We start from the raw sequence: 26,183 nt of genomic DNA, 5'->3' as shown, positions 1-26,183 counted from the left end.
TTCCAATTGATCAGTCGAGCGAACGTTCGACCTCTTCGCGTTCGAAGATTTCGATCACGTCGTCGGGGCGGATGTCGTCGTAGTTCTCGAACGCCATGCCGCATTCCTGACCGGACTGAACCTCGGGTACTTCGTCCTTGAAGCGTTTGAGGGTCTTCAGCGTGCCTTCGTGGATCACCACATCATCACGCAGCAGACGCACACCGGCGGACCGGCGGGCGACGCCTTCAGTAACCAGACAACCCGCGACCTTGCCGACACCGGTGACCTTGAAGACTTCCTTGATCTTGGCATAGCCGATGAAGTTCTCGCGGATTTCAGCACCCAGCAGACCCGAAGCCGCCGCTTTAACGTCATCCACCAGATCGTAGATCACCGAGTAATAGCGGATCTCGACACCCTTCTGGTTGGCCGAATTCCGTGCCGGCGCATTGGCCCGTACGTTGAAGCCAAAGACCGGCGCGCCGGATGCTTCGGCCAAGCCGATATCGCTCTCGGTGATGGCACCGACACCCGAATGCAGCACGCGCACGCGCACCTCGTCGTTGCCGATCTTCTCCATCGCCTGAACGATCGCCTCGGCCGATCCCTGCACGTCGGCCTTGACCACGACGGGCATTTCCGAGACGCTTTCGTTCTCCTTGGCGTTGGCCATGAGCTGTTCAAGCGAGGTCGCCGCACCGGCAGCGGCACGTTTGTCCTTGGCGGCTTTCTCGCGGTACTCGGCGATTTCGCGCGCCTGCGCATCGGTCGAGACCACGTTCAGCACGTCACCCGCTTCGGGTGTACCGTTGAGACCCAGAACCTCGACCGGCACCGACGGCCCGGCCTCGTCCACACGATCGCCCCGGTCGTTGATCAGTGCCCGGACCTTGCCGTATTGCTCACCCACGACGAAGATATCGCCCTGACGCAGCGTGCCGTTCTGAACCAGAACGGTGGCGACGGGGCCACGGCCCACGTCAAGCTGCGCTTCGATCACGGCACCTTCAGCGGCGCGATTCGGGTTGGCCTTGAGTTCAAGGATTTCCGCCTGTAGCGCGATGGCTTCCAGCAGTTCATCCAGCCCCTGACCGGTATGCGCCGACACTTCAACGTCCTGCACATCACCCGACATCGCCTCGACAATCACTTCATGGCGCAGAAGGTCCGAACGTACCTTGTCCGGATCTGCCGCAGGCAGGTCGACCTTGTTGATCGCCACGATCATCGGCACTTCGGCCGCCTTGGCATGGTTGATCGCCTCGATGGTCTGCGGCATCACCGCATCGTCGGCAGCAACCACCAGAACGACGATATCGGTGACCTGCGCACCCCGCGCCCGCATCGACGTAAACGCCGCGTGGCCGGGGGTGTCGAGGAAGCTCAGCACCGTGCCGCTGTCGGTTGTCACCTGATAGGCGCCGATATGCTGGGTAATGCCTCCGGCTTCGCCCGCAACAACCTTGGCGTCGCGAATCGCATCCAGAAGCGAGGTCTTGCCGTGGTCGACATGGCCCATGATGGTGATAACCGGTGGACGGTCTTCCAGATCCTCGGGCTTGTCCTCGATCTGCGCAATCACGTCTTCCACATCGGAATCGCTGACGCGTACCACCTTGTGGCCGAATTCCTCGATGATCAGCTCGGCAGTATCGGCGTCAATCGACTGGTTCTGGGTAACCATCATGCCGTTGTTCATCAGTGCTTTGACAACATCCGCGACCCGCTCGGCCATACGGTTTGCCAGTTCCGATACAACGATGGTTTCAGGCAGCTGCACGTCGCGCACCACCTTTTCGCGCTCTACATTGCCGCCCATCGCCTTCTGGCGCGCGCGCTCCTGCTTCCGCTTCATCGCTGCCAGTGATTTCTGACGACCACCTTCGCCGCCAGAAAGCGCCTGGTTCAGCGTCAGCTTGCCCGAACGGCGGCCATCGTCACCGCGACCCTTGGCGCGGCGCTGCTGGTCACGATCCTTATCCTGTTTGCGAGGGGCAGGTGCCGATTTCGACGGGGCTGGCCCACGCTCTGCGGCTGGCGCGGCAGCGGGTTGTGCCGCAGCGGCGGCGGCCTCTTTAGCCGCGGCTTCGGCGGCAGCCTTGGCGCGCTCCTGCTCTTCGACCTTGGCCTTGGCGCGCTCGGCACGCTCCTGCTCTTCGCGTTCCTTGGCCTCCGCCTCCTCGCGGCGGCGCTTGCGGTCGGCTTCGCGCTCTTGCTCTTCGGCTTCTCGCTTTGCGGCTTCTTCGCCTTCGCGCTCCTTGGCCGCCTGCAGCGCCTTCATCCGGCGCTCCATCTCGGCATCGGAAATGCCTGCCGGGCGCTTGCCTGATTTGCCGGGTGCAACCGATTTCGCGGGCGCAGCAGAACTGGCCGCACCTGCCGCCGGTTTGACGATGCGCTTCCGCTTGGTTTCCACCACGACGTTCTTGGTCCGGCCATGGCTGAAGCTTTGCTTCACGTTCCCCGCACGAGGACCGCCACGAACGCCCAGTGTTTTCTTTCCGTCGTTGTCGCTCATCAGCTTCTACTTTCCTTTCCGGTGACCCTTGTCACCGTCCGAGACGCGCAGGCCTTTCAACCTTTGCGCCTCCTCTACAACACGTTTGGACAAACCACCAGCACCCAGTGCCGCATGCACCGCTGTTTGTCGCCCAAAGGCATGGCCCAGCTCTGATGCCGTCAGCCAGCCTATGAAACTGCCGCCCTGAGGCGTGCTGAGTTTCGATTTCCCCCGCTCCGAGCCGTCACTGGCCTGGATCAGAATTTCGGCTTCGTCCTTGGACAGCCAATCCTTGACCCTTTCATACCCAGTTGTAGCTCGTCCCCCCTTGCGGGCAAGGCTGATCAAGTCGATCACCCTGCTCGCCAATATCGCTTCCAGAAGGTCAACAAGCCCCTCCGGCACTGTCACCGGTTGCCTTGCGGCGCGGGCAAAAAGGCCCTTCTTGACGGCCTTTTCCACCGCCGCCCGGTCAGCTGACAGCCAGATGCCGCGGCCCGGCAGCTTTTCCGCCAGATCAGGTGCGATCTGTCCGTCCGGACCAACCGCAAAACGGATAAGCCCGTGCTTTGGTTCCAGAGCGCCCGTGGCGATGCACTTGCGCTCTGGACCATCCGTCCGGTCTTTGGGTTGCCCGCCGCGACCCATCAGGTGCCTCCGAGGCCTGATAAATCAGGCCTCAGCCTCCTGCTCTTCGCCTTCTGTCTCTGCTTCATCGACATCAGGTTCAAGATCGGCGGGATCGACCCAACCCAGCATGATGCGGGCGGTCATGACCATGTTCTGCGCTTCCTCAAGCGAGATATCGAAGGGTTCCAGAATGCCGTCATCCTTGACGCGCTCACCATCATTGGTGGTCCAGCCACCGGCAAGTTCCCAGTCGGCGCAGGTAGCGAAATCTTCCAGTGATTTCACGTCATCTTCGGCCAGCGCCTGCACCATCTGGGGTGTCAGGCCCTCGAATTCAATCAGGCTGTCCTCAACACCCAACTCGCGCGCCTTGTCCAGCGCCGCCTTGGCCTGCGCATCAAGCACATCGCGCGCGCGCGCCTGCAGCTCGTTGGCGGTGTCTTCGTCAACACCATCGATGACCAGAAGTTCATCCAGCTCGACATAGGCGACTTCTTCGAGATTGGTGAAGCCTTCCGACACCAGAAGCTGGGCAAAGAACTCATCCAGATCCAGCGTGTCCATGAAGAGCTTGGTGCGCTCTTCGAATTCGCGCTGGCGACGGATCGAATCTTCGGCCTCGGTCATGATGTCGATATCAAGGTTGGTCAGCTGGCTCGCCAGACGCACGTTCTGACCACGTCGACCGATGGCAAGGCTCAGTTGCTCTTCGGGCACAACCACTTCGATCCGCTCGGCTTCTTCATCCAAAACCACCTTGCTGACCTCGGCTGGCTGCAGCGCGTTCACCAGGAAGGTCGGCTGATCTTCGTTCCACGGAATGATGTCGATCTTTTCGCCCTGCAATTCGTTCACAACGGCCTGCACCCGGCTGCCGCGCATACCAACGCAGGCGCCCACGGGGTCGATCGAGCCGTCATAGGAAATCACCGCAATCTTGGCACGGCTGCCCGGGTCGCGGGCCACAGCCTTGATCTCGATGATGCCGTCATAGATCTCGGGCACTTCCATCTTGAAAAGCTCGGCCATGAATTCCGGCGCGGTACGGCTCAGGAAGATCTGCGGGCCACGGGCCTCGCGGCGCACGTCCTTGATGTAGCAGCGGATACGGTCATTCGGGCGATACGATTCGCGACCAATCTTCTCGTTGCGGCGCAGGATCGCCTCGCCCCGTCCCACATCGACGATGACGTTGCCATATTCCTCGCGCTTGACCTGACCGTTGATGATCGTACCGGCCCGGTCCTTGAATTCCTCAAACTGACGATCCCGCTCGGCTTCGCGAACCTTCTGCAGAATGACCTGCTTGGCCGATTGTGCCGCGATCCGGCCCATATCAACCGGCGGCACCTCTTCAATCAACTGGTCGCCCACTTTCGGGTCTTCCAGATACTGCTTGGCCTGCTCGACAGTGAATTCCGCCTGATAATTCTCAAGCTCTTCATCCTCGACGACGGTGCGCACACGGGTAAAGGTCGCCTTGCCGGTCTTGCGGTCGATCTGTACGCGAATGTCCATTTCGGCGCCGTAACGGCTCTTGGCAGCGCGGGCGAGGCTTTCTTCCATCGCTTCGATCACCAACACCGGGTCGATCATCTTTTCGCGGGCGACAGCCTCAGCGGTTTGCAGCAGTTCCAGCTGGTTGGCAGATGTGATTGCCATTCTCTCAGTCCTCCTCAGAACCGGTTTCGGTCTCTATATCGTCAAACTCGTCTTCGTTCAGCGTGCCCGCGGCCTTGCGCTGGCGCAGCATTTCCTTGATCAGATCATCAGTCAGCACCAGCTTGGCATCGACCAGCCAGTCAAATTCCAGACCGACAGTGATCGTCTCGTCGCCCTCTTCGATATTGATCAGCACTTCACTGCCTTCAACACCCGCCAACACACCCTTGAAGCGCTTGCGCCCGTCGATCAGATCAGCGGTTTCGATCTTGGCTTCATAACCCTCGAACGCCTCAAAATCCTTGAGCCGGGTCAGGGGCCGGTCGATACCAGGCGAAGACACTTCAAGCGTATAAGCCTCGGTGATCGGGTCCTCGACATCAAGTGTCGCACTGACCGCCGTCGAAATCTGCCCGCACTCATCCACTTCGATGCCACCCTCGGGCCGCTCGGCCATGATCTGCAACGTATGATACTTGCCACCCATCAGCCGCACGCGCACCAGCTCAAACCCCATATCTTCGATGACGGGGGTGATGATCTCGGCCATCCGGCGGTCAATCGCTGCTTTGGCAATCAGGTCGTTGGTCATAGGTTCCTGGCAGTAGGACAGAGCACAAAAAAACGGGCGCGCGGCCCGTCGAACTTATCCGGTGGAGCCTTCGGTGTGGACCCGTAAGCGCCGCTGTTGAAATGCATATACGCCCGGCGCTCTGAGTCTGCAAGCCTTGTCTTCAACTATCGCGCGTTGACACGCGACCTTCCGCGCTCTCTAGATAATTCTGCACGGAGCATGGGGGGTCAAATGGCACCGAAACAAGATGCGGTCAGAGACCTGATCAGCAAACATATCGACGCATGGTGTGCCAAATCGCCAGACGGCGTGGCTGCCTCCTACACCGTTGACGCCGTGTTCAGCATCAACCGGGGTGAAGCGATGATCGGTCAAGCGGATATTGCTGAGATGGTCAAAGGCTTCTGCGATGAATTTCCCGATGTCGTGCTGACCCTAGACCACTCTTTCATCGCCGGTGATCACGCGGTCTATGTCTGGACCTTCACCGGAACCCATGCCGAAAGCGGCAAGAAAGTCAGCTTTCAGGGCTGGGAAGAATGGGAACTGACCGACGAACCGAGGGTCAGATCGTCACTGGGCTGGTACGACGCCGAAGATTACGAACAGCAACTTCACAAAGACCCCTGATCGCCCAAAACCAGCGACGTCGGCATTCTGCCGTCAAAGCACTGTTCCTGATTTTCTGAATCACGAACAGCGCTCCGGCATTTCTACGTTAAGCGAACCGCATCGGATTTTTTGATCCGAACAGGTTTCCACGGACAATAACCTGCCTGCAACCTCTATTCCGCGGGCACGGCCTCTGCTTCGATGCCCAGCGGCGCGGGCAGCTTGTTCAGCATCTCAATCGGGCAGACCTGCAGGAAATGCACCTTTTCCACATCCCAGTATTGCAGCAGTTTCTGCGCCTTGGCGCTGCCGGTTTCTGCGGCATGACGCTCGATCAGCTCCTCCAGCTCATCCATCCAGTGACCCTCCGCCACCGGACAGGTCACCAGCGTTTCGGCGTTGATCAGTTTATCCGCGCGCCCGTCAGGATCATACAGATACGCCATCCCGCCGGTCATGCCCGCACCGAAATTGGCCCCGATCGTCCCCAGGATCACGGCAACCCCGCCGGTCATGTATTCACAGCCATTGCTGCCGCAGCCTTCGATCACCACTTTCGCGCCGCTGTTGCGCACGCCAAAACGTTCACCGGCCCGGCCCGCCGCAAACAGGAAACCGTCCGTGGCCCCGTAAAGCACGGTATTGCCGATGATCGTGTTCTCCGACGCCTCCAGCGGGCTTGCCATCGACGGGCGCACCACGATGGTACCGCCACTCAGGCCCTTGCCGACATAGTCATTGGCGTCGCCCGCGACCTCCAGTTTCAGCCCCGGCGCCGCGAAGGCGCCCAGTGATTGCCCGGCACTGCCCGCCAGCTTCACTGTCAGGTGGTTGGGCTGAAGGCTGTTGTTCATGCCGAAATTCCGCACGATATGGCTTGAGAGCCGCGTGCCCACCGTCCGGTCGGTATTCTGCACCGCGTAGGACAGCTGCATCTTCTCGCCATCCTCCAGGAACCGCTGCGCATCGCGCACGATTTCGGCATCCAGCGTCTCGGGCACCTCATTGCGGCCGCGCTCGCGATCATAGACGATATCCGCCGCGCCATCGACAGTGATCAGCATCGGGTTGAGGTCCAGATCGTCCAGATGCGCCGACCCGCGGCTGACCTGCGTCAGCAGGTCGGCCCGGCCAATCACATCGTCAAGACTGCGTGCGCCGATGCTGGCCAGCACCTCGCGCACTTCCTGCGCATAGAAGGTGATCAGGTTCACCACCTTGTCGGCATTGCCGGTGAACTTGGCGCGCAACGCCTCGTCCTGGGTGCAGACCCCCACGGGGCAGGTATTGCTCTGGCACTGCCGCACCATGATACAACCCATCGCGATCAGCGCCGCTGTCCCGATCCCGTATTCCTCGGCCCCCATCATCGCCGCCATGACGATATCGCGCCCGGTGCGCAGGCCCCCATCGGTCCTGAGCGTGATGCGTTCACGCAGATTGTTCATGCTCAGCACCTGATGCGCCTCCGTAAGGCCCATCTCCCACGGCAGCCCCGCATATTTGATCGACGTCGCGGGGCTGGCCCCGGTGCCGCCATTATGGCCCGAAATCAGGATCACATCCGCCTTGGCCTTGGCCACGCCGGCGGCAATCGTGCCCACGCCCGATTGCGCCACCAGCTTCACCGTCACCTTGGCGCGCGGGTTGATCTGCTTGAGGTCATAGATCAGCTGCGCCAGATCCTCGATGCTGTAAATATCGTGATGCGGCGGCGGGCTGATCAGCGTCACCCCCTTGGTGCTGTGCCGCAGTCGCGCAATCAGCTCGGTCACCTTCATACCCGGCAGCTGCCCGCCCTCGCCGGGCTTCGCCCCCTGCGCCACCTTGATCTCCAGCTCCTCGCACTGGTTCAGGTATTCCGCCGTAACGCCAAACCGCCCCGAGGCCACCTGCTTGATCTTGGCACTTGGGTTATCCCCGTTGGGTTCCGGCGTGAAATGCGCCGGGTCCTCGCCGCCCTCGCCACTGTCGCTACGTGCCCCGATCCGGTTCATCGCCACGTTAAGCGTCTTGTGCGCCTCGGGCGAAAGCGCCCCCAGCGACATGCCCGGCGTCACGAACCGCTTGCGGATCGCGGTCACGCTTTCCACGTCATCAACCGAGATCGCTTCCCCCATCGGCTTGATCGCCATCAGGTCGCGAATATGGATCGGCGGGGCCGACTGCATCGCCGCCGAATAGCGCTTCCACAGCTCATAGCTCGAATTATTGCAGGCCATCTGCATCATATGCATGGTCTGCGCGCCCCAGGCATGAGTCTCGCCGGATTTGCGCGCCTTGTAGAAGCCGCCGATCGGCAGAATGTCCTGCCCACGCCCGAAGGCCTGCGCGTGCACCTCCTCCAACTTGGTCTGGATACCGCTTACCCCGATGCCGGAAATCCGGCTGGTCAGCCCGGGGAAGAACTCGGCGCACATCGCCCGGCTCAGGCCAATCGCCTCGAAATTCAGGCCCCCGCGATAGGAGGACACCACCGATATCCCCATCTTCGACATGATCTTCAAAAGCCCCTGATCGATTGCATTGCGATAGCGCGCCACCGCTTCAGTCAGATTACCATCGAGCAAGCCGCGCTCGATCCGGTCGGCAAGGCTGTCCTCGGCCAGATAGGCGTTGACCACAGTCGCGCCCGCACCGATCAGTACGGCAAAATAATGCGGATCGATACACTCGGCCGAGCGCACGTTGAGCGAACAGAAAGTTCTCAGCCCCTTGCGCGTCAGATGGGAATGCACAGCGCTAGTGGCCAGGATCATCGGCATACCGATCCGGTCCTCACCCACGCCGCGATCGGTCAGCACGAGATGCCCCGCGCCTGATCGTACCGCATCCTCGGCCTCGGCCCGAATCCGCGCCAGCCCGGCCTGCAACGCGCCTTTTCCGGTCTCGAAGGTGCAGTCGATATCGGCCACATCTGCGTTGAACTGCATCATCAGCGCATCCCACTGGGCATTGCCCACAAAGGGGCTGTCCAGCACCAGAATCTCGGTCTGCGCGCCGCTTTCATCCAGCACGTTCTTCAGGTTGCCGAACCGTGTCTTCAGACTCATCACCCGCGCCTCGCGCAAGCTGTCAATCGGCGGGTTGGTCACCTGGGAAAAATTCTGCCGGAAATAATGGCTCAGCGGACGGTAACCCTTGGACAAAACCGCCGAGGGCGTATCGTCGCCCATGCTGGCAATCGCCTCTTTACCGTCCTCGCCCATTGGCGCCAGGATCTGTTCCAGCTCTTCAATTGTGTAGCCCGCAGCGATTTGACGGCGGCGCAGCTCCGCACCGGTGTGAATGGGCGCCTCGCTGACAACTGCCAGTTCGTCATCCAGCTCATTGATCTTACCGACCCATTCGCCGAAGGGCAGCGCGCGCGCCAGCTTGTCCTTGATCTCGGTGTCGCGGAAAAGCTTGCCCTTCTTCATGTCCACGGCCAGCATTTGACCCGGGCCAAGCGCGCCCTTGAACTTCACTGTAGCCTCGTCAATCGGCACCATCCCGGCCTCGGACCCGGCAATCACCAGCCCATCGCCTGTCACCACGTAACGCATCGGACGCAACCCGTTGCGATCCAGCCCGGCACAGACCCAGCGCCCGTCGGTCATCGCAAGCGCGGCGGGGCCGTCCCACGGCTCCATGACCGAGTTGCAATAGGAATACATGTCGCGCCAGGCCTGCGGCAGCTCCTCGGCCTGCTTCGACCACGATTCCGGCACCAGCATGGTTTTCGCCATCGGCGCGCTCCGCCCTGCCCGCACCAGAACCTCGAAAACAGAGTCTAATGCAGCCGAATCCGACGATCCGCCCGCCACGATCGGCTTGATATCCTCGGCCATGTCGCCAAAGGCGGCACTTGCCATCCGGATCTCGTGGCTTTTCAGCCAGTTCAGATTGCCCTTGAGCGTGTTGATCTCGCCATTATGCGCCAGCATCCGAAACGGCTGCGCCAGCCACCATTGCGGAAAGGTGTTGGTTGAATAGCGCTGATGATAGATCGCGAAGGCGGATTTGAACCGCTCATCCATCAGGTCGGGGTAGAAAACCGCCACCTGCTCGGCCAGCATCATGCCCTTGTAGATGATCGAACGGCAGGAAAGCGAGGCGATATAAAGCCCGCTGATCCCCGCCGCGATGGCGGCCTTTTCGATCCGGCGGCGAATGACATAAAGCTCGCGCTCGAATGTGTCCTCATCCACACCCTTGGCGTTGGAAATCAAGATCTGTTCGATCTCGGGGCGGGTCGCATTGGCCTTCTCGCCCAGACAGGTCACATCGACTGGCACGTGCCGCCAGCCATAGATGTAGTGCCCCATGCGAAGCACTTCGGTTTCAACGATGGTCCGGCAGGTTTCCTGCGCGCCGAAATCCGTACGCGGTAGAAACACCTGACCGACCGCAACCAGTTGATCCTGCCGCGGCTCGTGCCCGGTGCGGCGGATCTGGTCGTAGAAGAACGGCACCGGGATCTGTACGTGAATGCCCGCGCCATCGCCGGTCTTGCCATCGGCATCCACCGCGCCCCTGTGCCAGATCGCCTTGAGCGCATCAATGCCCGCATCGACCACCTGGCGGCTGGGCTTGCCGTTGACCGCAACAACCAGACCAACCCCGCAGGAAGAATGCTCTTCTTCCTCAGAATACATCCCGTTTTCAGCCATGTATTTGCGTTTGGCTTCCTCGCCCCGCACCCATTCGGCATCATATCTGGTCATTGGTGTCCTCCATCCGTGGGCTTGGCAAAAATCGCCTCTGCTTCGGCCTGCGTCTTCTTTTCAGTCTCACCGGCAAAGGCATAGCCCGCCGGTTTATGGTCGATGTAAATTTCGTTTGTCAGTTTCAGATCACCCAGATCGTCCAGCGCCCCGGCACAAAGACCAAAGAACCCTTCGCCGTCACCCAGCTTGCCGCTCGTGCACCAGAACAGGCCCGACCCGCAGATCCGGCAGAAGCTCCGTTCTGCCCAGTCAGACGATTTGTAGATCTGGATGTTTTCCTCACCCCGCCATTCGATCTGGTCCGGGTCTGCGTCCACGCCCAGCTCAATCCCGCCGCTGAACTTCCGGCACATGCTGCAATGGCAAACATCTATGTGATCCGGCCGCTGATGCAGGATGAACCGCACGGCGCCGCACAGGCATCCACCGGTCATCTGTCGCCCTCCGGCGCAAAAGCGGCTTCACATTCCGCCGCTGTCATCCTGCGGTGCTCTCCTGCCAGCGCATACCCCTCTGGGGTTTGATCGGCAAAAAATTCCAGTTTCAGCGGCGCAGCCGCCGCATTGTCGAAAAGACCCGCCGCGATATGGCGCTGCCCGTCCGCAACCGTGCCATACCAAAGCGTTGATCCGCAGGTCTCGCAGAACCCCCGTTCAGCCCAGTCCGACGACCGGAAGGATTTTGCCGGGCCGTCGAACCTGACGCTGCCGGGGTCGGTTGCCAGGGACATATACATCGAACTGGTGTGACGCCGACACATGTCGCAATGGCACGCGCGCACAATCGGCTTAGTGACGGTTGCCGTCACCGTCACCGCGCCGCAGAGGCATTGGCCACTGATTTCGCGTGTCTCGGTCATGTGAATAGTTCCTTCGTCAGCGGGGTCGGCGTGGGTATCGCCTGAAAATTCTTACTCAGCGGCGACGGCCTCGGCGGCATTCAGATAATCCAGAACCGCATCCGCCGTATCGCGCCCGTCCCGGATCGCCCACACCACCAACGAGGCCCCGCGCACGATGTCACCCACGGCAAAAACCCCGTCCATGGCCGTGCGCCCGGTGGTGTATTCCGCCCGGATCGTACCCCAGGTCGTGACTTCCAAATCCTCTTGATTCCAAAGGGTTGGCAGCTCTTCAGGTTCGAATCCAAGCGCCTTGATCACCAGATCGGCGGGCTCTTCGGCGATGGCGCCGTCGATTTCCTCGGGGCTCTGGCGGCCGGTCGCATCCGGTGCCCCCAGGCGCATTTGCTGCACCATCACGCCCTTGACCGGATCGCCGACAAAGCCTTTTGGCGCACTAAGCCACTGGAAAATAACACCTTCTTCTTCGGCATTGTTCACTTCGCGCTGACTGCCCGGCATGTTTTCGCGGTCCCGGCGATACAGGCACTTTACCGATTTGGCCCCTTGCCGAACCGCAGTGCGAACACAATCCATCGCGGTATCGCCCCCGCCGATCACTACAACCTGTTTGCCTTCGGCGTTCAGCTCTCCGCTATCAAATTCAGGCACGGCATCGCCAAAGCTTAGCCGGTTGCTGGCCGTCAAATAATCAATCGCCCGCACGATGCCCGTCGCACCCGATCCCGGGCCCTGCAGGTCGCGTGATTTATAGACCCCGGTCGCGATGATTAAGGCATTGTGTTTATTGCGCAATTCATCAAACTGGATGTCCTCGCCCACAGTGCAGTTCATCACGAATTCGACCCCGCCCTGCTCCAGCTGCTCGATCCTGCGCAGCACCACGTCCTTCTCCAGCTTGAAGCCCGGAATCCCGTATGTCAGCAAGCCGCCGCCACGGTCATACCGATCGTACACCGTGACCTGAACACCGGCGCGCCGCAACACATCCGCCGCCGCCAACCCGCCGGGCCCGGCACCGATTATCCCAACGGTTTCAACACGTTCCTGCATCGGCTTGGCGGGTGTGACCCACCCTTCAGCCCAAGCGGTATCGGTGATATATTTCTCGACCGAGCCGATGGTGACCGTCCCGTGCCCCGATTGTTCGATCACGCAATTGCCTTCGCACAACCGGTCCTGCGGGCAAATCCGCCCGCAAATCTCGGGGAATGTATTGGTGGCCTGGCTCAGCTCATAGGCTTCTTTCAACCGCCCTTCGGCCGTCATCCGCAACCAGTCCGGGATGTTGTTGTGCAAGGGGCAATGGGATTGGCAATAGGGCACGCCACACTGGCTGCACCGACCGGCCTGTTCCTGCGCCTTGGCCGCCGCATATTCGGCATAGATCTCGTGGAAATCCTTGTTTCGTTCCGCTGCGGCCCGCTTTTCGGGCATGTCACGATCAACGGTTACGAATTTCAACATCGGTTGCTTCGCCACGGTATAGTCTCCGGATTCTCTTGGATGCCGGACCTGTCTAATGGAACAAGCGGATAAAATAAAGTCATAAAGAGTTACCTATTATGAATTAGTTCCCATGCCGGAACCTTGTACAGCGGTAATTTGCCAATGAATTAAATCCGATTCGGACCTAAATACGATCTTCCCTTTGAATCTCAATAATTTATAGCTTTGCCCAAGGGAATTGCAGGACACAGGAAATGACGCTGTTTCATCTGTTTCTCGTCGCCGTCATTCAGGGGGTGACCGAGTTTTTGCCGGTATCATCGTCAGGCCATCTGATTCTGTTGCCACATATTACCGGCCATGCCGATCAGGGGGTGGCAGTGGACGTTGCCGTGCATGTCGGCACGCTTTTTGCGGTCATGATCTATTTCTGGCCCGATGTACGACTGACCATCGGTGGGCTACCCCGACTGATAACCGGCCGCGCCGACACCGAAGGATCACGCCTTGCGCTCTTGCTTCTTATTGCCTCGGTTCCCGTTGTTGCGTTTGGCCTCATCCTCAAGCTTACCGGCCTCTACGACGAACTGAGATCCATCAAGGTGATCGGCTGGGCGATGCTGGTTTTTGGTGTGCTGCTTTACTGGGCAGATCAGAACGGCCAGACTGAAAAAACCGCCCGCGACTGGACCATTCCCGACGCGATGACGATGGGCGTCTGGCAGGCCATCGCGCTGATCCCCGGCACGTCGCGATCGGGCATCAGCATCACCGGTGCCCGGTTTTTGGGCTATGATCGGCCCGATGCGGCGAAGCTTGCGATGCTCATGTCGATCCCGACTATCATCGCAAGCGGCGTCCTATTGGGTGGCAAGGTCGTGCTGAACGCGGATATCGACTTGCTGAAAGATTGCGCGCTTGCCGCAATGCTGGCTTTCTTCGCAGCGTTGCTGGCCCTAAGCCTGATGATGCGATTGCTGAAAACCGTCAGTTACACGCCCTACGTGCTCTACCGAATTGCACTGGGTGGTATACTGCTCTTCGCCGCCTATAGCTGATCAAGCCCGCAGGTTTTCAGCGGATTCCTTGAGCGCTTCGTATTGCCCGGCAGGCCGGAAGCGCCACAGGTAATCCGGTAGAACAGCCTCGGTCGCCGTCGGATCGATCCCCAGATCAGTAAATCCCTTGGCTTCGTCGGACACGATATTGTCCACCCGCAGGCTTGCCACCTGATCCCGCGTGATCTGCGCCCGAACAAGTCCAAGTGTGATTGTTTGAACCACTTCCATGACACCGGCCATAATACCCGCGAGCCAGAAAGGAATGTTCAAGACCAGCCGCCGGCGACGGATCACCCCCAGCATTTCCTGCATCAGCTCACGGAAAGTACTCGCATCCGGGCCGCCCAGCTCGTAAATGCCCGATGCTGCGTCGCCCTTCACGCCCATCTCGACCGCGTGTGCCACATCATCCACATAAACAGGCTGAAACTTTGTCTCTGCACCAACAATCGGCAACATGGGTCCCAGCCGGCTCATCGCTGCAAAGCGGTTGAAAAAACCATCCTCGGGGCCAAAGATAACCGATGGGCGCAGGATCACCGCGGTGGGAAAATGTGCCAGGACACCCTCTTCACCCTGGGCCTTGGTCCGCGCATACATGCTGTCCGAGTTCACATCCGCCCCGATCGCCGAAATGTGCACCAGCCGCGCCACGCCTTCCTCGGCGGCAATGCGCGCGATCCGTTCAGCCCCTTCGTGCTGCACCGCATCGAAATTGTTGCGGCCCTTGCGATCAAAAGTACCTACGCAGTTCACCACCGCATCGGCTCCCTGCATGACCGACCTGACACTGTTGTCATCACGGATATTGCACAAAAGCGGCTCGACCTGCCCCACAACACCGTAAGGCTTGACATGCATGGCCTCGTTCGGACGCCGCACAGCCACGCGCACGCGCCACCCCGCCTTGGACATTCGCCGCGCTATGTAACGTCCGACAAACCCCGATCCGCCGTAAATTGTGACAAGCTTGGACATGTGACGCCTCCAGGCAGAAAACTCCGACATCTCTTCCTATCGCCCTGAACCCGCTTCGACAAGTTGATTAGACAGAGCGGAATCGGAGGAACGTCCCGCTAATACCCCTCAGAGTCAGGTGTTAACGTTGGCATCACGACATCAGCCCGGATGTCGGGTTGGCAACGTATTCATGCCTTGCTTGCTGGTCGTTTCGCCAACCAGAGGCGGGACAGGCTCTTAAGCTGTCATTCCAGGAAGTGCGGGCCAGATAGCCGAAGTATTTTCACGGGCTGCCCCGGTCACTTACACCTCTTTGCCGCGAGACCGGAATGCGTCGATCGCATCCAGCACCGCAGCGACGGTCCGGGCCACCAGTGCAACGATAACTGGCGTTTCTTTAACCTCGAAATCAAGCGAGGTAGCCGAAGTATCAACCTTCTCTACTTCGAGCTCTACCAGCACAGGCAATTTCTTATGTGTACCGACTTTGATAACCACCTCGTCCTCGGGCGCTTGGGCCGATTCTTTTTCGCCCGACGTTGCAGATGAATCCTGTTGGATTATGTCAATCCATTCAGCTGCCGACTGTATACGTTCCGCTGGCATAATCGACAGCGCCTTGTCCACCGCAGCCAGGAAATTCTCTGAATATCCGTCGATCCTGTTCGCGAGAGGAACATACGGATCCTGTTGCTTGGTTGCAAAAGCCGCCAACCGAGTTTGGCTATGCGGCGGCAATGCGCCGGTAATCAGGTGATAAAAGCTGGCAGCCAGTGAGTAGAGATCAGATGACGGCCCCTGTTCGCTGCCTTCGATGTAAAATTCCTGCGGGGAATAGCCATCCTTGATCACATGCAGCGAAGACAGCAGCCGACTGGTTTTTTCGCGGGCCTGGTCGCGGGCAGCGCCGAAATCGATCAGTATAGGCTCACCTGTTTTGCTGATGACGATATTGTCAGGTGATATGTCACGGTGAAGCATCCCCTGCTCGTGCACATGTTCGACCGCGCTGAGAATTTTCAGCAGATAGGCCGTGAGTTTTTCAGGGGTAAGACTTGCGGGGTTGTTCTCAAGCGTATCAAGAAGATCCACGCCTTCAACATAGTCCAGCACCATGTAAGCGGTGTTGTTTTCTTCAAAAACCTGATGAACACGAACGATATTCGGGTGCCGTACCTTCGAAAGGTTGAACGCCTCGCGTGCAAACAGCTGCACGATCGATTCCAGATCTCCCGAATAATTGCGCGAGCGCGGCAAGACCGATGTATTCTGGCGGCGGCAAAAATTTTGCGGGTAGCATTCCTTGATCACGACACGGCGATCCAGACTGTCATATGCTGTATAGGTTATGCCGAAACCACCTGAAGCAAGAAAGCTTTCAATTTCGTACTGCCCGTGCATCAGGTTCGTGCCCGGGGTCAGGTCATCTTCGAAAATCGCTTCGTCAAGTTGTACAATATTGGCGGCGTGCATGTTCATCGGGGTATCCTAGGTAATCGTTACACAACTGGTAGTTCTGGCATTCTTAACGCGGGAAAATTCTTGCTTCCTCCTGGCTAGCTCGCATTTTCTCGACCATTCCTGCTCGGACTGGATTTGATCTTAGCACCCGGTACCAACAACCTGGGCTGGGCGAAGTTTGAGCGCGCTGGCCCACAAACCCCGCAAAGTTTAAGCATACCGCCGACCGGGTTCAGAGGCGTCACGACTTCTGCAAACAGATGTTTCGACCGCATTGGCGCCTCCTTTCACTTTCGGTACGAGAACCAGCAACGGTATTACTTGTAGTTATTAGTTGTACCGACTCCAATGTGGTGAAAGTTGGTCAAACTTACGTATTATTTGATCAAAATCTTAGTAAGTATCTGTTAAGTAAGAATATAAAATTTTTTGTAGTCTATAATTAGTATAACCAACGGTGGCTCACAGAAACACGGTCAAGCGACAATCCTGGCCACGACAACCAATTGGACACGACCCAGAAACGAAAGGCCTGCAAAATTGGAACTTTCTGTTTCATGCCGCCAGTATCTAATTCGAATCACCACGAATTCCGTGACTGATCCCATAAAGCCGACCCTACGGGCGCAAGCGGCCCTCGTATCAATCGAAGTTTTTACTCTGATGGTTTTGGTTGCTCATGCTCATTGAACTCGCACAAAGCACCACGCCCCGGCTGCGGGAAGGAGCGTAACGCCTAACACCGATTAGTCGTCCGTCCAGCCATGATCCCTGTGCGACCCGTCACAATAGGGTTTGTTCCCCGATAAGCCGCAGCGGCAGAGAACGTATTTCTTCGACGACATGCCCTCCCCCTGCGGGCCGACGGGCGATTTGACGTTCTGTACCCAATAAGGGCCATTTTTTTCGATCATCACATCGCAGCGCTCTGCCAGCCGATGCTCGCGCGCGCCGTCGGCATGTCTCAGCGCCAACGCGCCCGAGGGACAGGCGGCAACCACGGCTTCGACCTCGGCTTTGGTGCCATTGTCGGGCTGGACCCAGGGCTTTTGTGCCGGGTTGAAGATGTGACTGGCCAGGCGGCCACATTCAGCGGCGTGGGAACAGAGCAAGGGATTGTACGTCACCGTGACCTCGGCGCCTTCATAACTCAGCAGCCTGTCTTTGCCAGCGGGCTCTCCGCCGCGGCTTTCGAAACTGGCTTCCTTGTGGCTGCCATCACAGAACGGTTTATTCCCGGAATGCCCGCAACGGCAGAGCGCCATCACCTCCTTGGTTTCGACCTCGGTGCCGTCCGCACCGATCATGCGTGTGACGCCCTTGACCACCAGCGGGCCGTTTTCGCGTTCTTCGAACTCCGGTTTGTCGCTCATCTCTGCACTCCCTGATTCTACCATGAGTGTAGCCCGATCGCGGGATTGATCCAAAATTCACCTGCGCACCGCCAACTCGGACGGGTCAGTGCATCTGTGCCAACCGATCCATCACGCCCACAAGCTCGGCACTGATCCCGGGTTCCGATAGGGCATGACCCGCTACCGGAATCATCCGCAGATCGGCATTTTCACCCCAAACCTCCGCCAGCCTGTAGGCGGTGCGGGGCGGGCAAATCATATCATAGCGCCCCTGCACGATTACGCCGGGTATATGCGCGATTTTGGCCATCTGGTCCGTGATTTGACCGTCATAATCGAGAAATCCCGCATTGGTGAAATAGTGGTTTTCAAGCCGCGCAAAGGCGCGCGCATACTCTGCCGGGCTGTCACCGCCGGTACCGCTGGAATGCACGGTCGCCACGGCATTTTCCCAAGCGGACCACGCCTTGGCGTAAATCGTCTGGGTTGCGCTATCATCCGCAAACAGGCGCTTGTGATAGGCGCTGATCATGTCTCCACGCTCATCTTCGGGGATAAGCTCTTGAAATCGCTCCCAGGTTTCGGGCCAGAACTGCCCAGCGCCACCGCCATAGAACCAATCAAGCTCGGCCTGGGTCATCATGAAGACGCCGCGCAGCACCAGTTGCCTCACCCGGTCGGGATGGGCCTGAGCGTAGATCAGCGCCAGCGTCGCGCCCCAGCTGCCGCCAAAGACGATCCAGCGATCAATGCCAAAGCTGTTACGTATCTTTTCGATATCCGCCACCAGATGCCAGGTGGTGTTCGCCTCAACGCTGGCATGGGGTTTTGACCGGCCGCAGCCACGCTGATCGAAAAGCACGATGCGATAGACCTTGGGGTCGAAGTAGCGCCGCATTGCCGGGCTGCAACCGCCACCGGGACCGCCATGCAGCACGATAACCGGTACGCCGTCGGGGTTGCCGGACTGTTCGACATAGACCTTGTGCCCGTCACCCACATCCATCATGTGCCGGTCAAAGGGCTCGACCGGCGGGTAGAGATACTGGACTGCGCTCTTTTGGCCTGAGAATTTGTCCATGATCGTCCTATAGTATGGTCAACACCATCAACGCATATGGAGAGCAGAATGCAAGCCGCTCAGACAACGATTGATCCCGATGAGGTCGCCAAATTCGAGGCGATGGCCGCTGAGTGGTGGGACCCGAACGGCAAATTCAAGCCGCTGCATATGCTCAACCCGTGTCGGTTAGATTATATCACCAGCCAGATCGCGGCGGAGTTTGATCGCGATCTTTCGACCCGCGAGCCGTTCAAGGGCTTGCGCATACTGGACATCGGCTGCGGCGGCGGCTTGCTGAGTGAGCCGATGGCGCGGCTGGGGGCTGAGGTGGTCGGCGCGGACGCGGCAGAACGGAACATTTCTGTGGCGCAGGTCCATGCCGAACAATCGGGGCTGGATATCGATTATCGCCACACAACGGCCGAAGCGCTGGCCGAAGCGGGCGAACAGTTTGACGCTCTCCTGAACATGGAGGTCGTTGAACATGTCGCCGAGCCGCTGACCTACCTGACAGCGTGCCGACAGCTTCTGCGCCCGGGGGGCATTCACCTCTGTTCGACCATCAACCGCAACGCTAAAAGCTTTGCCATGGCCATCGTCGGCGCGGAATATGTCATGCGATGGCTGCCCAAGGGCACGCACGAGTGGCACAAGTTCATCACCCCCGATGAACTCTGTAAACTGCTGAAACAGGCTGGATTAGAGCCTGTTGACCGCAAGGGATTCGTCTTCAATCCCGTGCTCTGGACGTGGTCTCTGTCGCCGCGGGACCTGAGCGTCAATTATGTGACCGCCAGCATCAAACCCGCCTGACCCACCACTATTCCTTGGCTTCCAGACGACCGCGCAATTCTCGCATCACCGGCAAGGTGGCGCGCACTTTGTCCTCGCCCAGATCCGCAACCATTTCCGAAATCATCGGCGCGATCGCACTGATCGCCGCCTCGCGCGCCGTGCGACCAGCGGGGCTGATCGCGACCTTCTTGCGGCGGGCATCATCCCAGTCCGGCCGGATATGCACATAGCCTGCCAGTTCAAGTTTGCTGAGCGTGTTGGTCATCGCCCCGCGCGTGACATGAAAGTTCTTTGCCAGCTGCGCCGGGCTGCGTTCATCATTCAGATGCGCCAGGTGGTTGAGTACCGAGAAATGCGACACTTCCATGCCTTTGGGCAGCACCCGGCTCAGGCGGTTCCGGATCAGCTGATCATTGGTCAAGATCTCGCTAAACAGCGCAACCGCCAAAGCATTTCTGGTTTCATCACTCATTCAGGCGCTACAAATTCAGTTCCGTTTGTCAGCGATGGAATACGCTCTCGCGCTTGTGCCACCTCAGCGGGGTGCAAATCAACGATTATGATGCCGGTTCCGGTTCCGGCACTGCCCACAACCCGGCCCCACGGGTCGATCGCTAGTGAATTTCCGTGGGTCTCGCGCTCACGACCCGCCTGCGCCGAATGCCTGCCGGTTTGCGCCGGGGCAAGGATGTAGCAGCCGTTTTCAATGGCGCGGGCGCGCAACAGCACCTCCCAATGGGCGGCACCCGTCACCGGTGAAAACGCCGACGGCACCGATATCACCCCCGCCCCCGCCTGCGCCAAACCCCGGTAGAGATGCGGAAACCGCAGATCATAACATATGGTCATGCCCAGGAAGAAATCGTCCACCTGGCTCAGAACGCTGTGGCGACCGGGGCGGTAACCCTTCGATTCGTGATAGATTTCGGTATCCGAGACCTGCACATCGAACATGTGAATCTTGTCATAGCGGGATTTGATGTCGCCCCGTGGCGAAATAAGGAAGGACCGGTTGCAGAACCGGCCATCGGGATCGCTGGTCTTGAGCGCCAATGATCCAATCAAGAGCCAAATACCCAGCTCTTCTGCCTGCTCTCGCAGGGACGCAAGGGTGATGTCCTGATCCTCAGGTTGCAATACCTCGGACTGATGCAAACGGCTGGCGGAGACGCAGTTTGTCACCTCTGGCGTCAGCACAAAACGCGCGCCTTCTCCGGCGGCTTGCGCGATCAGGTCGCGTGTCTGCAAAAGATTGGCCCCGGGATCATCGCTGCTGTTAAGCTGGACGAGGGCCGTCTTCATGCCGCTCACGCAGCCACCAGAGCATCCAGCTTGCCGGCCCGCTCAAGCGCATAGAGATCGTCGCAACCGCCTACATGGGTATCACCGACGAAAATCTGCGGCACTGTGCGGCCGCCATTCGCACGCTGAATCATCTCGGGTTTGCGGGATGGATTGGACCAGACATTGATCTCGGAAAAACTGATGCCCTTGTCTTTGAGCAGGCGTTTGGCAGCATGACAAAAGCCGCACATGGGAGACGTGTAGATTTCAACCGATTTCATTTCGTGCGGTTCCTGCTGTTGAGTGTTACAGAGAACTTAGGTGTCCTTTGCCACTCGCGCTAGGGTCAGAATGCACACATTTTTGGCGCCAGCCGACAGACAGGCCTGCGTGGCCGCCGATAGGGTCGCGCCCGAGGTCATGACGTCATCAAGTAACAGCACATCCCGCCCCACCAGTTTGTGCCGGCGTTTCGGATGAACGCTGATTGCACCGTCCAGGGTTTCAAAGCGTTCGTCGCGGCGAAGCCCGTCCAATGATCGCGTACGAACGGTACGGATCAGGAGATCGGGGCACTGCTCCTGCTTGACCTCGATTGCCAACGCTTTCGCTAATAGGGCCGACTGATTGAACCGGCGCTTCAGCATACGCAACCAATGTAGCGGTATCGGTGCGATCAGCATGTTTCGTGTCAACAAAGGTTGCGCCGCACGCGCCAGCCAAAGCGCGGCGGGTCGCACGACATCGTGGCGATCCCCATGTTTCAACGCGAGCACAAGCTTGCGCCCGTTATCGCGGTAAAGCATGGCGGCACGTCCGCGACTCCAGGGTCGGGCGACCTTGAGGCAATCGTCACAGAACTCGACCTCCCCTCGATCCTCACCCAACAACGGCACCCCACAAGCATCACAACAAAGACCCGAGATAAAAGGCGTATCGCGCCAGCATGGGCCGCAGAGGCCGAAATCGCTATCGACCTGCGTGCCGCAAATCGTGCAACGCGATGGATAGATCATCCGCAACGCTGTTTGAATCCCGCCAGCCATCGCCCTATTGTCCCCGATATGAATAACCTGACTGATCGCGCCGCCCTGATCCGCAATCGACACCGCGCGTGCCGGTCGACAAAGCCTGCGTTTTTCCTGCACGAAAATGCCATAGACGAGATCAAGGATCGCATCGGGCTGGTTAACAAAACCTTTAGGGATATCGCCATTGTCACCGGAATCGAAAGTGCCTGGCAAACGGCCTTTCCGCAGGCAAAAGTGGTCAGCGATAGCGAACCGCTGGCGCTGGGCCCTCTCGCCCATGATCTGGTTATTCACGCGCTTTGCCTGCATTGGGCAGACGACCCGGTAGGCCAGTTGATTCAGGCACGCCGAGCTTTGCGGCCGGATGGTCTGTTTCTGTGCGTCCTGTTTGGCGGCGAAACACTACATGAACTTCGCGCCGCCTTTGCGCAGGCGGAATCGGATCTCTACGGTGGCCTGTCCCCGCGTGTGGCGCCGATGGCGGAAATTCGCGATCTCGGTGGGCTGATGCAACGGGCGGGCTTTGCGCTGCCGGTTGCCGACAGTCAGGCGACGAACGTCAGCTACAGCTCACCCCTGGACCTGATGCGCGACTTGCGTGCGATGGGTGAAGGCAACGCCTTGTCCGACCGTCTGAGAACCGGACCGCAGCGGCGGCTGATCCATCGCGCCTCCGAAATCTATCAAGAGCGATTCAGCACGGATCAGGGCCGTGTCCTGGCATCTTTCGACATGGTTTTCCTGACTGGCTGGGCCCCCGATGCCAGTCAACCGCAACCATTGCGCTCCGGATCGGCCTCTACCCGTCTCGCCGAGGCGCTGGGATCGACCGAAACCCCCCTGAAAGATTGACGATCCCGGCCACGGGGTTATGTGCATGCCATCCCATCAAACACAGTAACGGATTTCCACATGTCAGACGCAGGCCTACCAGAACACGCTCCGGGCGATCATCCGGCGATCAAACACGGCAAAACCGGCGTGTTGCTGGCCAATCTGGGCACACCCGACGGCACGGACTACTGGTCGATGCGGCGGTATCTGAATGAATTTCTCTCGGATCAGCGGGTCATCGACTATCCACGCTGGAAATGGCAACCGCTTCTGCAGCTTATCATCCTGTCAAAGCGCCCGTTCAGCAGCGGTGCCGCCTATAAATCAATCTGGAATGAAGAAAAGAACGAAAGCCCGCTGATGACGATCACCCGTGATCAGACCGCGAAAATGGCCGATAACCTGCACCAGCGATACGGTGATCAGGTGATGGTGGATTTCTGCATGCGTTATGGCAATCCGTCGACCAAATCGAAAGTGCGGCAAATGGTTGAGGCTGGGTGCACGCGTCTGCTGTTTTTCCCGCTCTACCCGCATTATGCCGGGGCGACATCGGCAACCGCGAATGACCAGTTCTTCCGCGCCCTGATGGAAGAGACATGGCAACCCACCTCCCGTATCGTCGAGCCTTATTTTGACGATCCGCAATATATCGACACCTTGGCCCGATCTGTCGAAGATGCCTATGCTCCACTGACGCAGCGGCCGAACATTCTGGTGGTGTCCTATCACGGGATGCCGCAACGGTATCTCTCGCAAGGCGACCCTTACCATTGCCAATGTCAGAAAACCACGCGCCTGCTGAAAGAGCGATTGGGCTGGGATGACACACAGATTACAACCACCTTCCAGTCGGTGTTCGGGCCGGAAGAGTGGCTGAAACCTTACACTGTCGAAGAAGTCGCGCGGCTGGCCCGTGAGGATGGTAAAAAGAATATTGCGGTCATTGCCCCGGCTTTTTCGGCCGACTGCATCGAAACACTTGAGGAAATTAACGAGGAAATCCGCGAAAGCTTCGAGGCTGCGGGTGGCCGCGACTTCACCTATATCCCCTGCCTCAATGATGGCGAGGCGCATATCGCAACGCTATCGTCAATCGTCGAGCGAAATTTGCAGGGCTGGCTGGAGTAGCCCCCGGATAGGTATTGCTCAAAAGAAAAGGCAGCGGAAGCCGCTGCCTTTTCTGCTCAATTCCTGTGCCGAACGATTAGTCGGCTGCAACTACAGCAGCGACGATCGCGATCAGCAGAAGCGGAACCCAGACGCCAGCGGCAGACGAGCTAGCTGCTGTTTCTTCAACAACAACAGGTGCTTCCATCATCGGTTCTTCCATGCTGCCCGCGAACGCGGTTGAAGCGGCGGCAGCGAATGCTGCTGCAAGAGCGAGTTTCTTCATACTATCCTCCAAATTCGCGCCTGACATCGAATCCACAACGTCAGGCGCCTAAACTTACCTTGTGGCGGCTTCTAAACAGCAGAATCAGGAGATTGCAAAGTTATCCCGGCAACAATTGTCACGAAAATCCTGAATTTTCGTCAAATAAGCAACACTTGCGTGCCCACTTTGGTCGCGTTGAAGAGTTCGGCAATATGTTCGTTGTAAAGACCGATGCACCCGTTCGAAGATCTGCGCCCGATCTTGCGGGTGTCATGGGTGCCGTGAATTCGGTAGTAGGTCCAGCTCAGGTAGAGCGCATGCGTACCCAGCGGGTTATCCGGCCCGGGACCCACGAATGCGGGCCAATCCGGATTTCTCTTGAGCATGGATGGCGTCGGACGCCAGCTTGGGCCTTCGACTTTGCGAACCACTTTTGTCCGCCCCCGCCGTGTCAGCTCTTCGGACAGAGGAACACTTGACGGATAAAGCCTGTAGCGCCCGTCCTCGGACCAGAAATGCAGCGCCCGCGACGAGATATCGACCAGAACGGCGCCATTGTTCAGATTCGAGAAATAAGGCTGCCAATCCAGCGACCGGAAGCTTGAAATATTACGCCGTACCGCGTCGTTGATATCCTGTTCCATTTCAACGGTTCCGGCACCATCGACGCTTTGCGCAATCAAAGGCGTCCCGATCACCGATGCCGTTCCGGCTAAAAAAGCGCGTCTGCTCAGGTCTTTTCGTGCATTGATAAACATATATATTCCCCGATTCCGAAAGGCCCAGATTTGTCGCGAAACATATGGCTTGAAAGCCTCAGTCGCAAATCAAACAAACGTTAGTAGGCAAAGTTATGCGAACTGGGTTTGAACTGCAACGCGGCTAGGGATAAGGCTGTCGCACAAAAAACAATCAGGTGGCTGAGATAATGGTGCGTATTCTTGTTCTGCTTCTTTCCGCGACTTTAGTTCTCTCGGCGTGCGCAACGCCGCCATCTCAGGTTGGTACAGACGGCAGACCGCTGCCAAAGATCTACAAGATCCGTTCAGGAGATACCGCAGAAATTCAGTTCCGCATGCTGGATTCGGTCAATTCGCTTCGACAGGCTGGCGGCCGCTCTCCGGTCAAGCTGGACGCCAAGCTGAACGCGGCTGCGGCAACCCATTCGCGCGATATGTCGGTCCAGAACCGGCCCTGGCATTTCGGGTCTGATGGATCGTCACCAATCGATCGCGTCGCCCGCGTTGGATATCCCGGTACTTTGGTCGGCGAGAACATCTCCGAAACCTTCGAAACCGAACTGGAAACACTGGCCGCCTGGATGGATCAGCCCCATACCCGGGCCGTAATCCTCGATCCCGCTGCCCGCGATATGGGTTTCGCCTGGCTTCAGGAAAAGAACGGCAAAATCTGGTGGACGCTGGTAATGGGCCGCTAGACCGCACGACCCCTAAGGCCGGAGTGTGATTGGCGTTCCATCTTTCACCATCGCATAAATGTCCTCCATCTCACGGTTTTTGACCGAGATACATCCTGCCGTCCAATCGGGGCGTTGCCTGGCTTTGCTGTTTGGCATCCCGTGGATAAAGATATCTCCGCCGGGGCTTTTGCCTGCCGCTCTGGCCCAGGCGATATCGCGTATGTTCGGATAGGAAATACCGATCGACAGATGAAAATCGCTGTTCGGATTGCGACGGTCGATCCGGTAGGTACCTTCGGGCGTTTTACCGTCACCCTCAAACTGCTTGTGACCAGCCGGGGCAAACCCAAGATCAATATCGTAAGCCTTCAACACTTTATTTTGATGTAGAAGATACATCCTGCGATCGCTCTTTTGGACGATCACATGGGTGACCTCGGGTCCGTCATATGTTTTGAACTTGGAACTGCATGCTGAAAGCCCTGCCACAAGCACGACCAGCGCCAGATATTTCACTATCCGCATTTTTTTCACCGAAGTTTACTGCTCACACCCCTTTTA

At 58.6% G+C, this 26,183-nt stretch carries 25 protein-coding genes; 6 read left to right on the top strand and 19 right to left on the bottom strand.

What is annotated here, in order from left to right; all coding sequences use genetic code 11:
• Nucleotides 1-10 precede the first annotated feature (10 nt).
• Genes infB through rimP form a run of 4 tightly spaced genes read right to left on the bottom strand, consistent with a single transcriptional unit; the run spans nucleotide 11 to nucleotide 5,366 of the window.
• Nucleotides 11-2,500, bottom strand: coding sequence for a translation initiation factor IF-2 (infB, locus tag LC334_RS07725; RefSeq protein ID WP_085799913.1), 2,490 nt, complete (start codon nucleotides 2,498-2,500; stop codon nucleotides 11-13).
• Nucleotides 2,501-2,506: 6 nt separating this feature from the next.
• Nucleotides 2,507-3,130 carry an RNA-binding protein gene (locus LC334_RS07720; protein ID WP_085799914.1) on the bottom strand — a complete coding sequence of 208 codons (624 nt, stop codon included), beginning with the start codon at nucleotides 3,128-3,130 and terminating at the stop codon, nucleotides 2,507-2,509.
• A 24-nt stretch (nucleotides 3,131-3,154) separates the two neighbouring features.
• Entirely contained in the window at nucleotides 3,155-4,774 is a 1,620-nt protein-coding gene (nusA, locus tag LC334_RS07715; protein WP_085799915.1) for a transcription termination factor NusA, read from the bottom strand.
• A 4-nt stretch (nucleotides 4,775-4,778) separates the two neighbouring features.
• Nucleotides 4,779-5,366, bottom strand: a complete 588-nt coding sequence (rimP, locus tag LC334_RS07710) for a ribosome maturation factor RimP (protein WP_085799916.1) — start codon at nucleotides 5,364-5,366, stop codon at nucleotides 4,779-4,781.
• A gap of 213 nt (nucleotides 5,367-5,579) precedes the next feature.
• Between rimP and LC334_RS07705 the strand changes: the two genes are divergently transcribed.
• Nucleotides 5,580-5,978, top strand: a complete 399-nt coding sequence (locus LC334_RS07705; protein ID WP_176237662.1) for a nuclear transport factor 2 family protein — start codon at nucleotides 5,580-5,582, stop codon at nucleotides 5,976-5,978.
• A gap of 155 nt (nucleotides 5,979-6,133) precedes the next feature.
• On the opposite strand, the gene gltB is transcribed toward LC334_RS07705, so the two are convergent.
• From gltB to LC334_RS07685, 4 genes are read right to left on the bottom strand one after another with little or no spacing between them, the layout of a single operon-like run.
• The gene (gene gltB / locus LC334_RS07700; RefSeq protein ID WP_085799918.1) at nucleotides 6,134-10,666 is read right to left on the bottom strand and encodes a glutamate synthase large subunit; all 4,533 of its coding nucleotides are present in this window, start codon (nucleotides 10,664-10,666) and stop codon (nucleotides 6,134-6,136) included.
• Nucleotides 10,663-11,103 (bottom strand): GFA family protein, encoded by a 441-nt coding sequence (locus LC334_RS07695; protein ID WP_085799919.1) that lies wholly within the window; start codon nucleotides 11,101-11,103, stop codon nucleotides 10,663-10,665. Before LC334_RS07695 ends, gltB begins: the two co-directional genes overlap by 4 nt.
• Entirely contained in the window at nucleotides 11,100-11,528 is a 429-nt protein-coding gene (locus LC334_RS07690; RefSeq protein ID WP_085799920.1) for a GFA family protein, read from the bottom strand. Before LC334_RS07690 ends, LC334_RS07695 begins: the two co-directional genes overlap by 4 nt.
• A gap of 51 nt (nucleotides 11,529-11,579) precedes the next feature.
• A complete protein-coding gene (locus LC334_RS07685; protein ID WP_176237663.1) occupies nucleotides 11,580-13,013 on the bottom strand; it encodes an NAD(P)-dependent oxidoreductase in 1,434 nt (477 codons plus the stop codon).
• A gap of 221 nt (nucleotides 13,014-13,234) precedes the next feature.
• On the opposite strand from LC334_RS07685, the gene LC334_RS07680 reads away from it, so the two are divergent.
• Nucleotides 13,235-14,038: an undecaprenyl-diphosphate phosphatase gene (locus LC334_RS07680; RefSeq protein WP_085799922.1), complete on the top strand. Its 804-nt coding sequence runs from the start codon at nucleotides 13,235-13,237 to the stop codon at nucleotides 14,036-14,038.
• On the opposite strand, the gene LC334_RS07675 is transcribed toward LC334_RS07680, so the two are convergent.
• The 4 genes from LC334_RS07675 to pip all read right to left on the bottom strand — a co-directional run bounded on the left by LC334_RS07675 (nucleotide 14,039) and on the right by pip (nucleotide 18,898).
• Complete coding sequence (locus tag LC334_RS07675; RefSeq protein WP_085799923.1) at nucleotides 14,039-15,019, bottom strand: complex I NDUFA9 subunit family protein; 981 nt, start codon at nucleotides 15,017-15,019, stop codon at nucleotides 14,039-14,041.
• Nucleotides 15,020-15,304: 285 nt separating this feature from the next.
• Entirely contained in the window at nucleotides 15,305-16,480 is a 1,176-nt protein-coding gene (locus LC334_RS07670) for a serine/threonine protein kinase (protein WP_085799924.1), read from the bottom strand.
• Nucleotides 16,481-17,208: 728 nt separating this feature from the next.
• Nucleotides 17,209-17,835, bottom strand: coding sequence for a CDGSH iron-sulfur domain-containing protein (locus LC334_RS07665; protein ID WP_176237664.1), 627 nt, complete (start codon nucleotides 17,833-17,835; stop codon nucleotides 17,209-17,211).
• Nucleotides 17,836-17,920: 85 nt separating this feature from the next.
• Nucleotides 17,921-18,898, bottom strand: coding sequence for a prolyl aminopeptidase (gene pip, locus LC334_RS07660; RefSeq protein WP_085799926.1), 978 nt, complete (start codon nucleotides 18,896-18,898; stop codon nucleotides 17,921-17,923).
• A gap of 48 nt (nucleotides 18,899-18,946) precedes the next feature.
• On the opposite strand from pip, the gene ubiG reads away from it, so the two are divergent.
• A complete protein-coding gene (ubiG, locus tag LC334_RS07655) occupies nucleotides 18,947-19,693 on the top strand; it encodes a bifunctional 2-polyprenyl-6-hydroxyphenol methylase/3-demethylubiquinol 3-O-methyltransferase UbiG (RefSeq protein WP_085799927.1) in 747 nt (248 codons plus the stop codon).
• A 7-nt stretch (nucleotides 19,694-19,700) separates the two neighbouring features.
• Here ubiG and LC334_RS07650 read toward each other — a convergent pair whose 3' ends face one another.
• Genes LC334_RS07650 through LC334_RS07635 form a run of 4 tightly spaced genes read right to left on the bottom strand, consistent with a single transcriptional unit; the run spans nucleotide 19,701 to nucleotide 22,005 of the window.
• The gene (locus LC334_RS07650) at nucleotides 19,701-20,147 is read right to left on the bottom strand and encodes a MarR family winged helix-turn-helix transcriptional regulator (RefSeq protein WP_085799928.1); all 447 of its coding nucleotides are present in this window, start codon (nucleotides 20,145-20,147) and stop codon (nucleotides 19,701-19,703) included.
• Nucleotides 20,144-20,977 (bottom strand): carbon-nitrogen hydrolase family protein, encoded by an 834-nt coding sequence (locus tag LC334_RS07645; RefSeq protein WP_085800056.1) that lies wholly within the window; start codon nucleotides 20,975-20,977, stop codon nucleotides 20,144-20,146. The genes LC334_RS07650 and LC334_RS07645 overlap by 4 nt, the downstream gene beginning before the upstream one ends.
• Nucleotides 20,978-20,982: 5 nt before the next feature.
• Nucleotides 20,983-21,240 (bottom strand): glutaredoxin 3, encoded by a 258-nt coding sequence (gene grxC / locus LC334_RS07640; RefSeq protein ID WP_085799929.1) that lies wholly within the window; start codon nucleotides 21,238-21,240, stop codon nucleotides 20,983-20,985.
• A gap of 36 nt (nucleotides 21,241-21,276) precedes the next feature.
• A complete protein-coding gene (locus LC334_RS07635) occupies nucleotides 21,277-22,005 on the bottom strand; it encodes a ComF family protein (protein WP_085799930.1) in 729 nt (242 codons plus the stop codon).
• An 18-nt stretch (nucleotides 22,006-22,023) separates the two neighbouring features.
• Here LC334_RS07635 and LC334_RS07630 point away from each other — a divergent pair, with 18 nt between their 5' ends.
• Entirely contained in the window at nucleotides 22,024-22,842 is an 819-nt protein-coding gene (locus tag LC334_RS07630; RefSeq protein WP_085799931.1) for a methyltransferase domain-containing protein, read from the top strand.
• Between the two features lie 60 nt (nucleotides 22,843-22,902).
• Entirely contained in the window at nucleotides 22,903-23,955 is a 1,053-nt protein-coding gene (hemH, locus tag LC334_RS07625; protein ID WP_085799932.1) for a ferrochelatase, read from the top strand.
• A gap of 76 nt (nucleotides 23,956-24,031) precedes the next feature.
• On the opposite strand, the gene LC334_RS07620 is transcribed toward hemH, so the two are convergent.
• Together LC334_RS07620 and LC334_RS07615 are read right to left on the bottom strand one after the other, a co-directional pair.
• Nucleotides 24,032-24,220, bottom strand: a complete 189-nt coding sequence (locus LC334_RS07620) for a hypothetical protein (protein ID WP_085799933.1) — start codon at nucleotides 24,218-24,220, stop codon at nucleotides 24,032-24,034.
• Between the two features lie 140 nt (nucleotides 24,221-24,360).
• A complete protein-coding gene (locus LC334_RS07615) occupies nucleotides 24,361-24,960 on the bottom strand; it encodes a L,D-transpeptidase (protein ID WP_085799934.1) in 600 nt (199 codons plus the stop codon).
• A 170-nt stretch (nucleotides 24,961-25,130) separates the two neighbouring features.
• On the opposite strand from LC334_RS07615, the gene LC334_RS07610 reads away from it, so the two are divergent.
• Nucleotides 25,131-25,640, top strand: a complete 510-nt coding sequence (locus LC334_RS07610; RefSeq protein ID WP_085799935.1) for a CAP domain-containing protein — start codon at nucleotides 25,131-25,133, stop codon at nucleotides 25,638-25,640.
• Between the two features lie 12 nt (nucleotides 25,641-25,652).
• Here the strand turns inward: LC334_RS07610 and LC334_RS07605 are convergent, their stop codons facing one another.
• On the bottom strand, nucleotides 25,653-26,147 hold the full coding sequence (locus LC334_RS07605; protein ID WP_139836349.1) for a L,D-transpeptidase family protein: 495 nt from the start codon (nucleotides 26,145-26,147) through the stop codon (nucleotides 25,653-25,655).
• Nucleotides 26,148-26,183 lie beyond the last annotated feature (36 nt).

The organism is Roseovarius aestuarii (assembly GCF_019966515.1).
GTDB lineage: Bacteria > Pseudomonadota > Alphaproteobacteria > Rhodobacterales > Rhodobacteraceae > Roseovarius > Roseovarius aestuarii.
The sequence above is the reverse complement of the archived record's forward strand: the minus strand, read 5'-3'. Positions and strand labels throughout refer to the sequence as shown.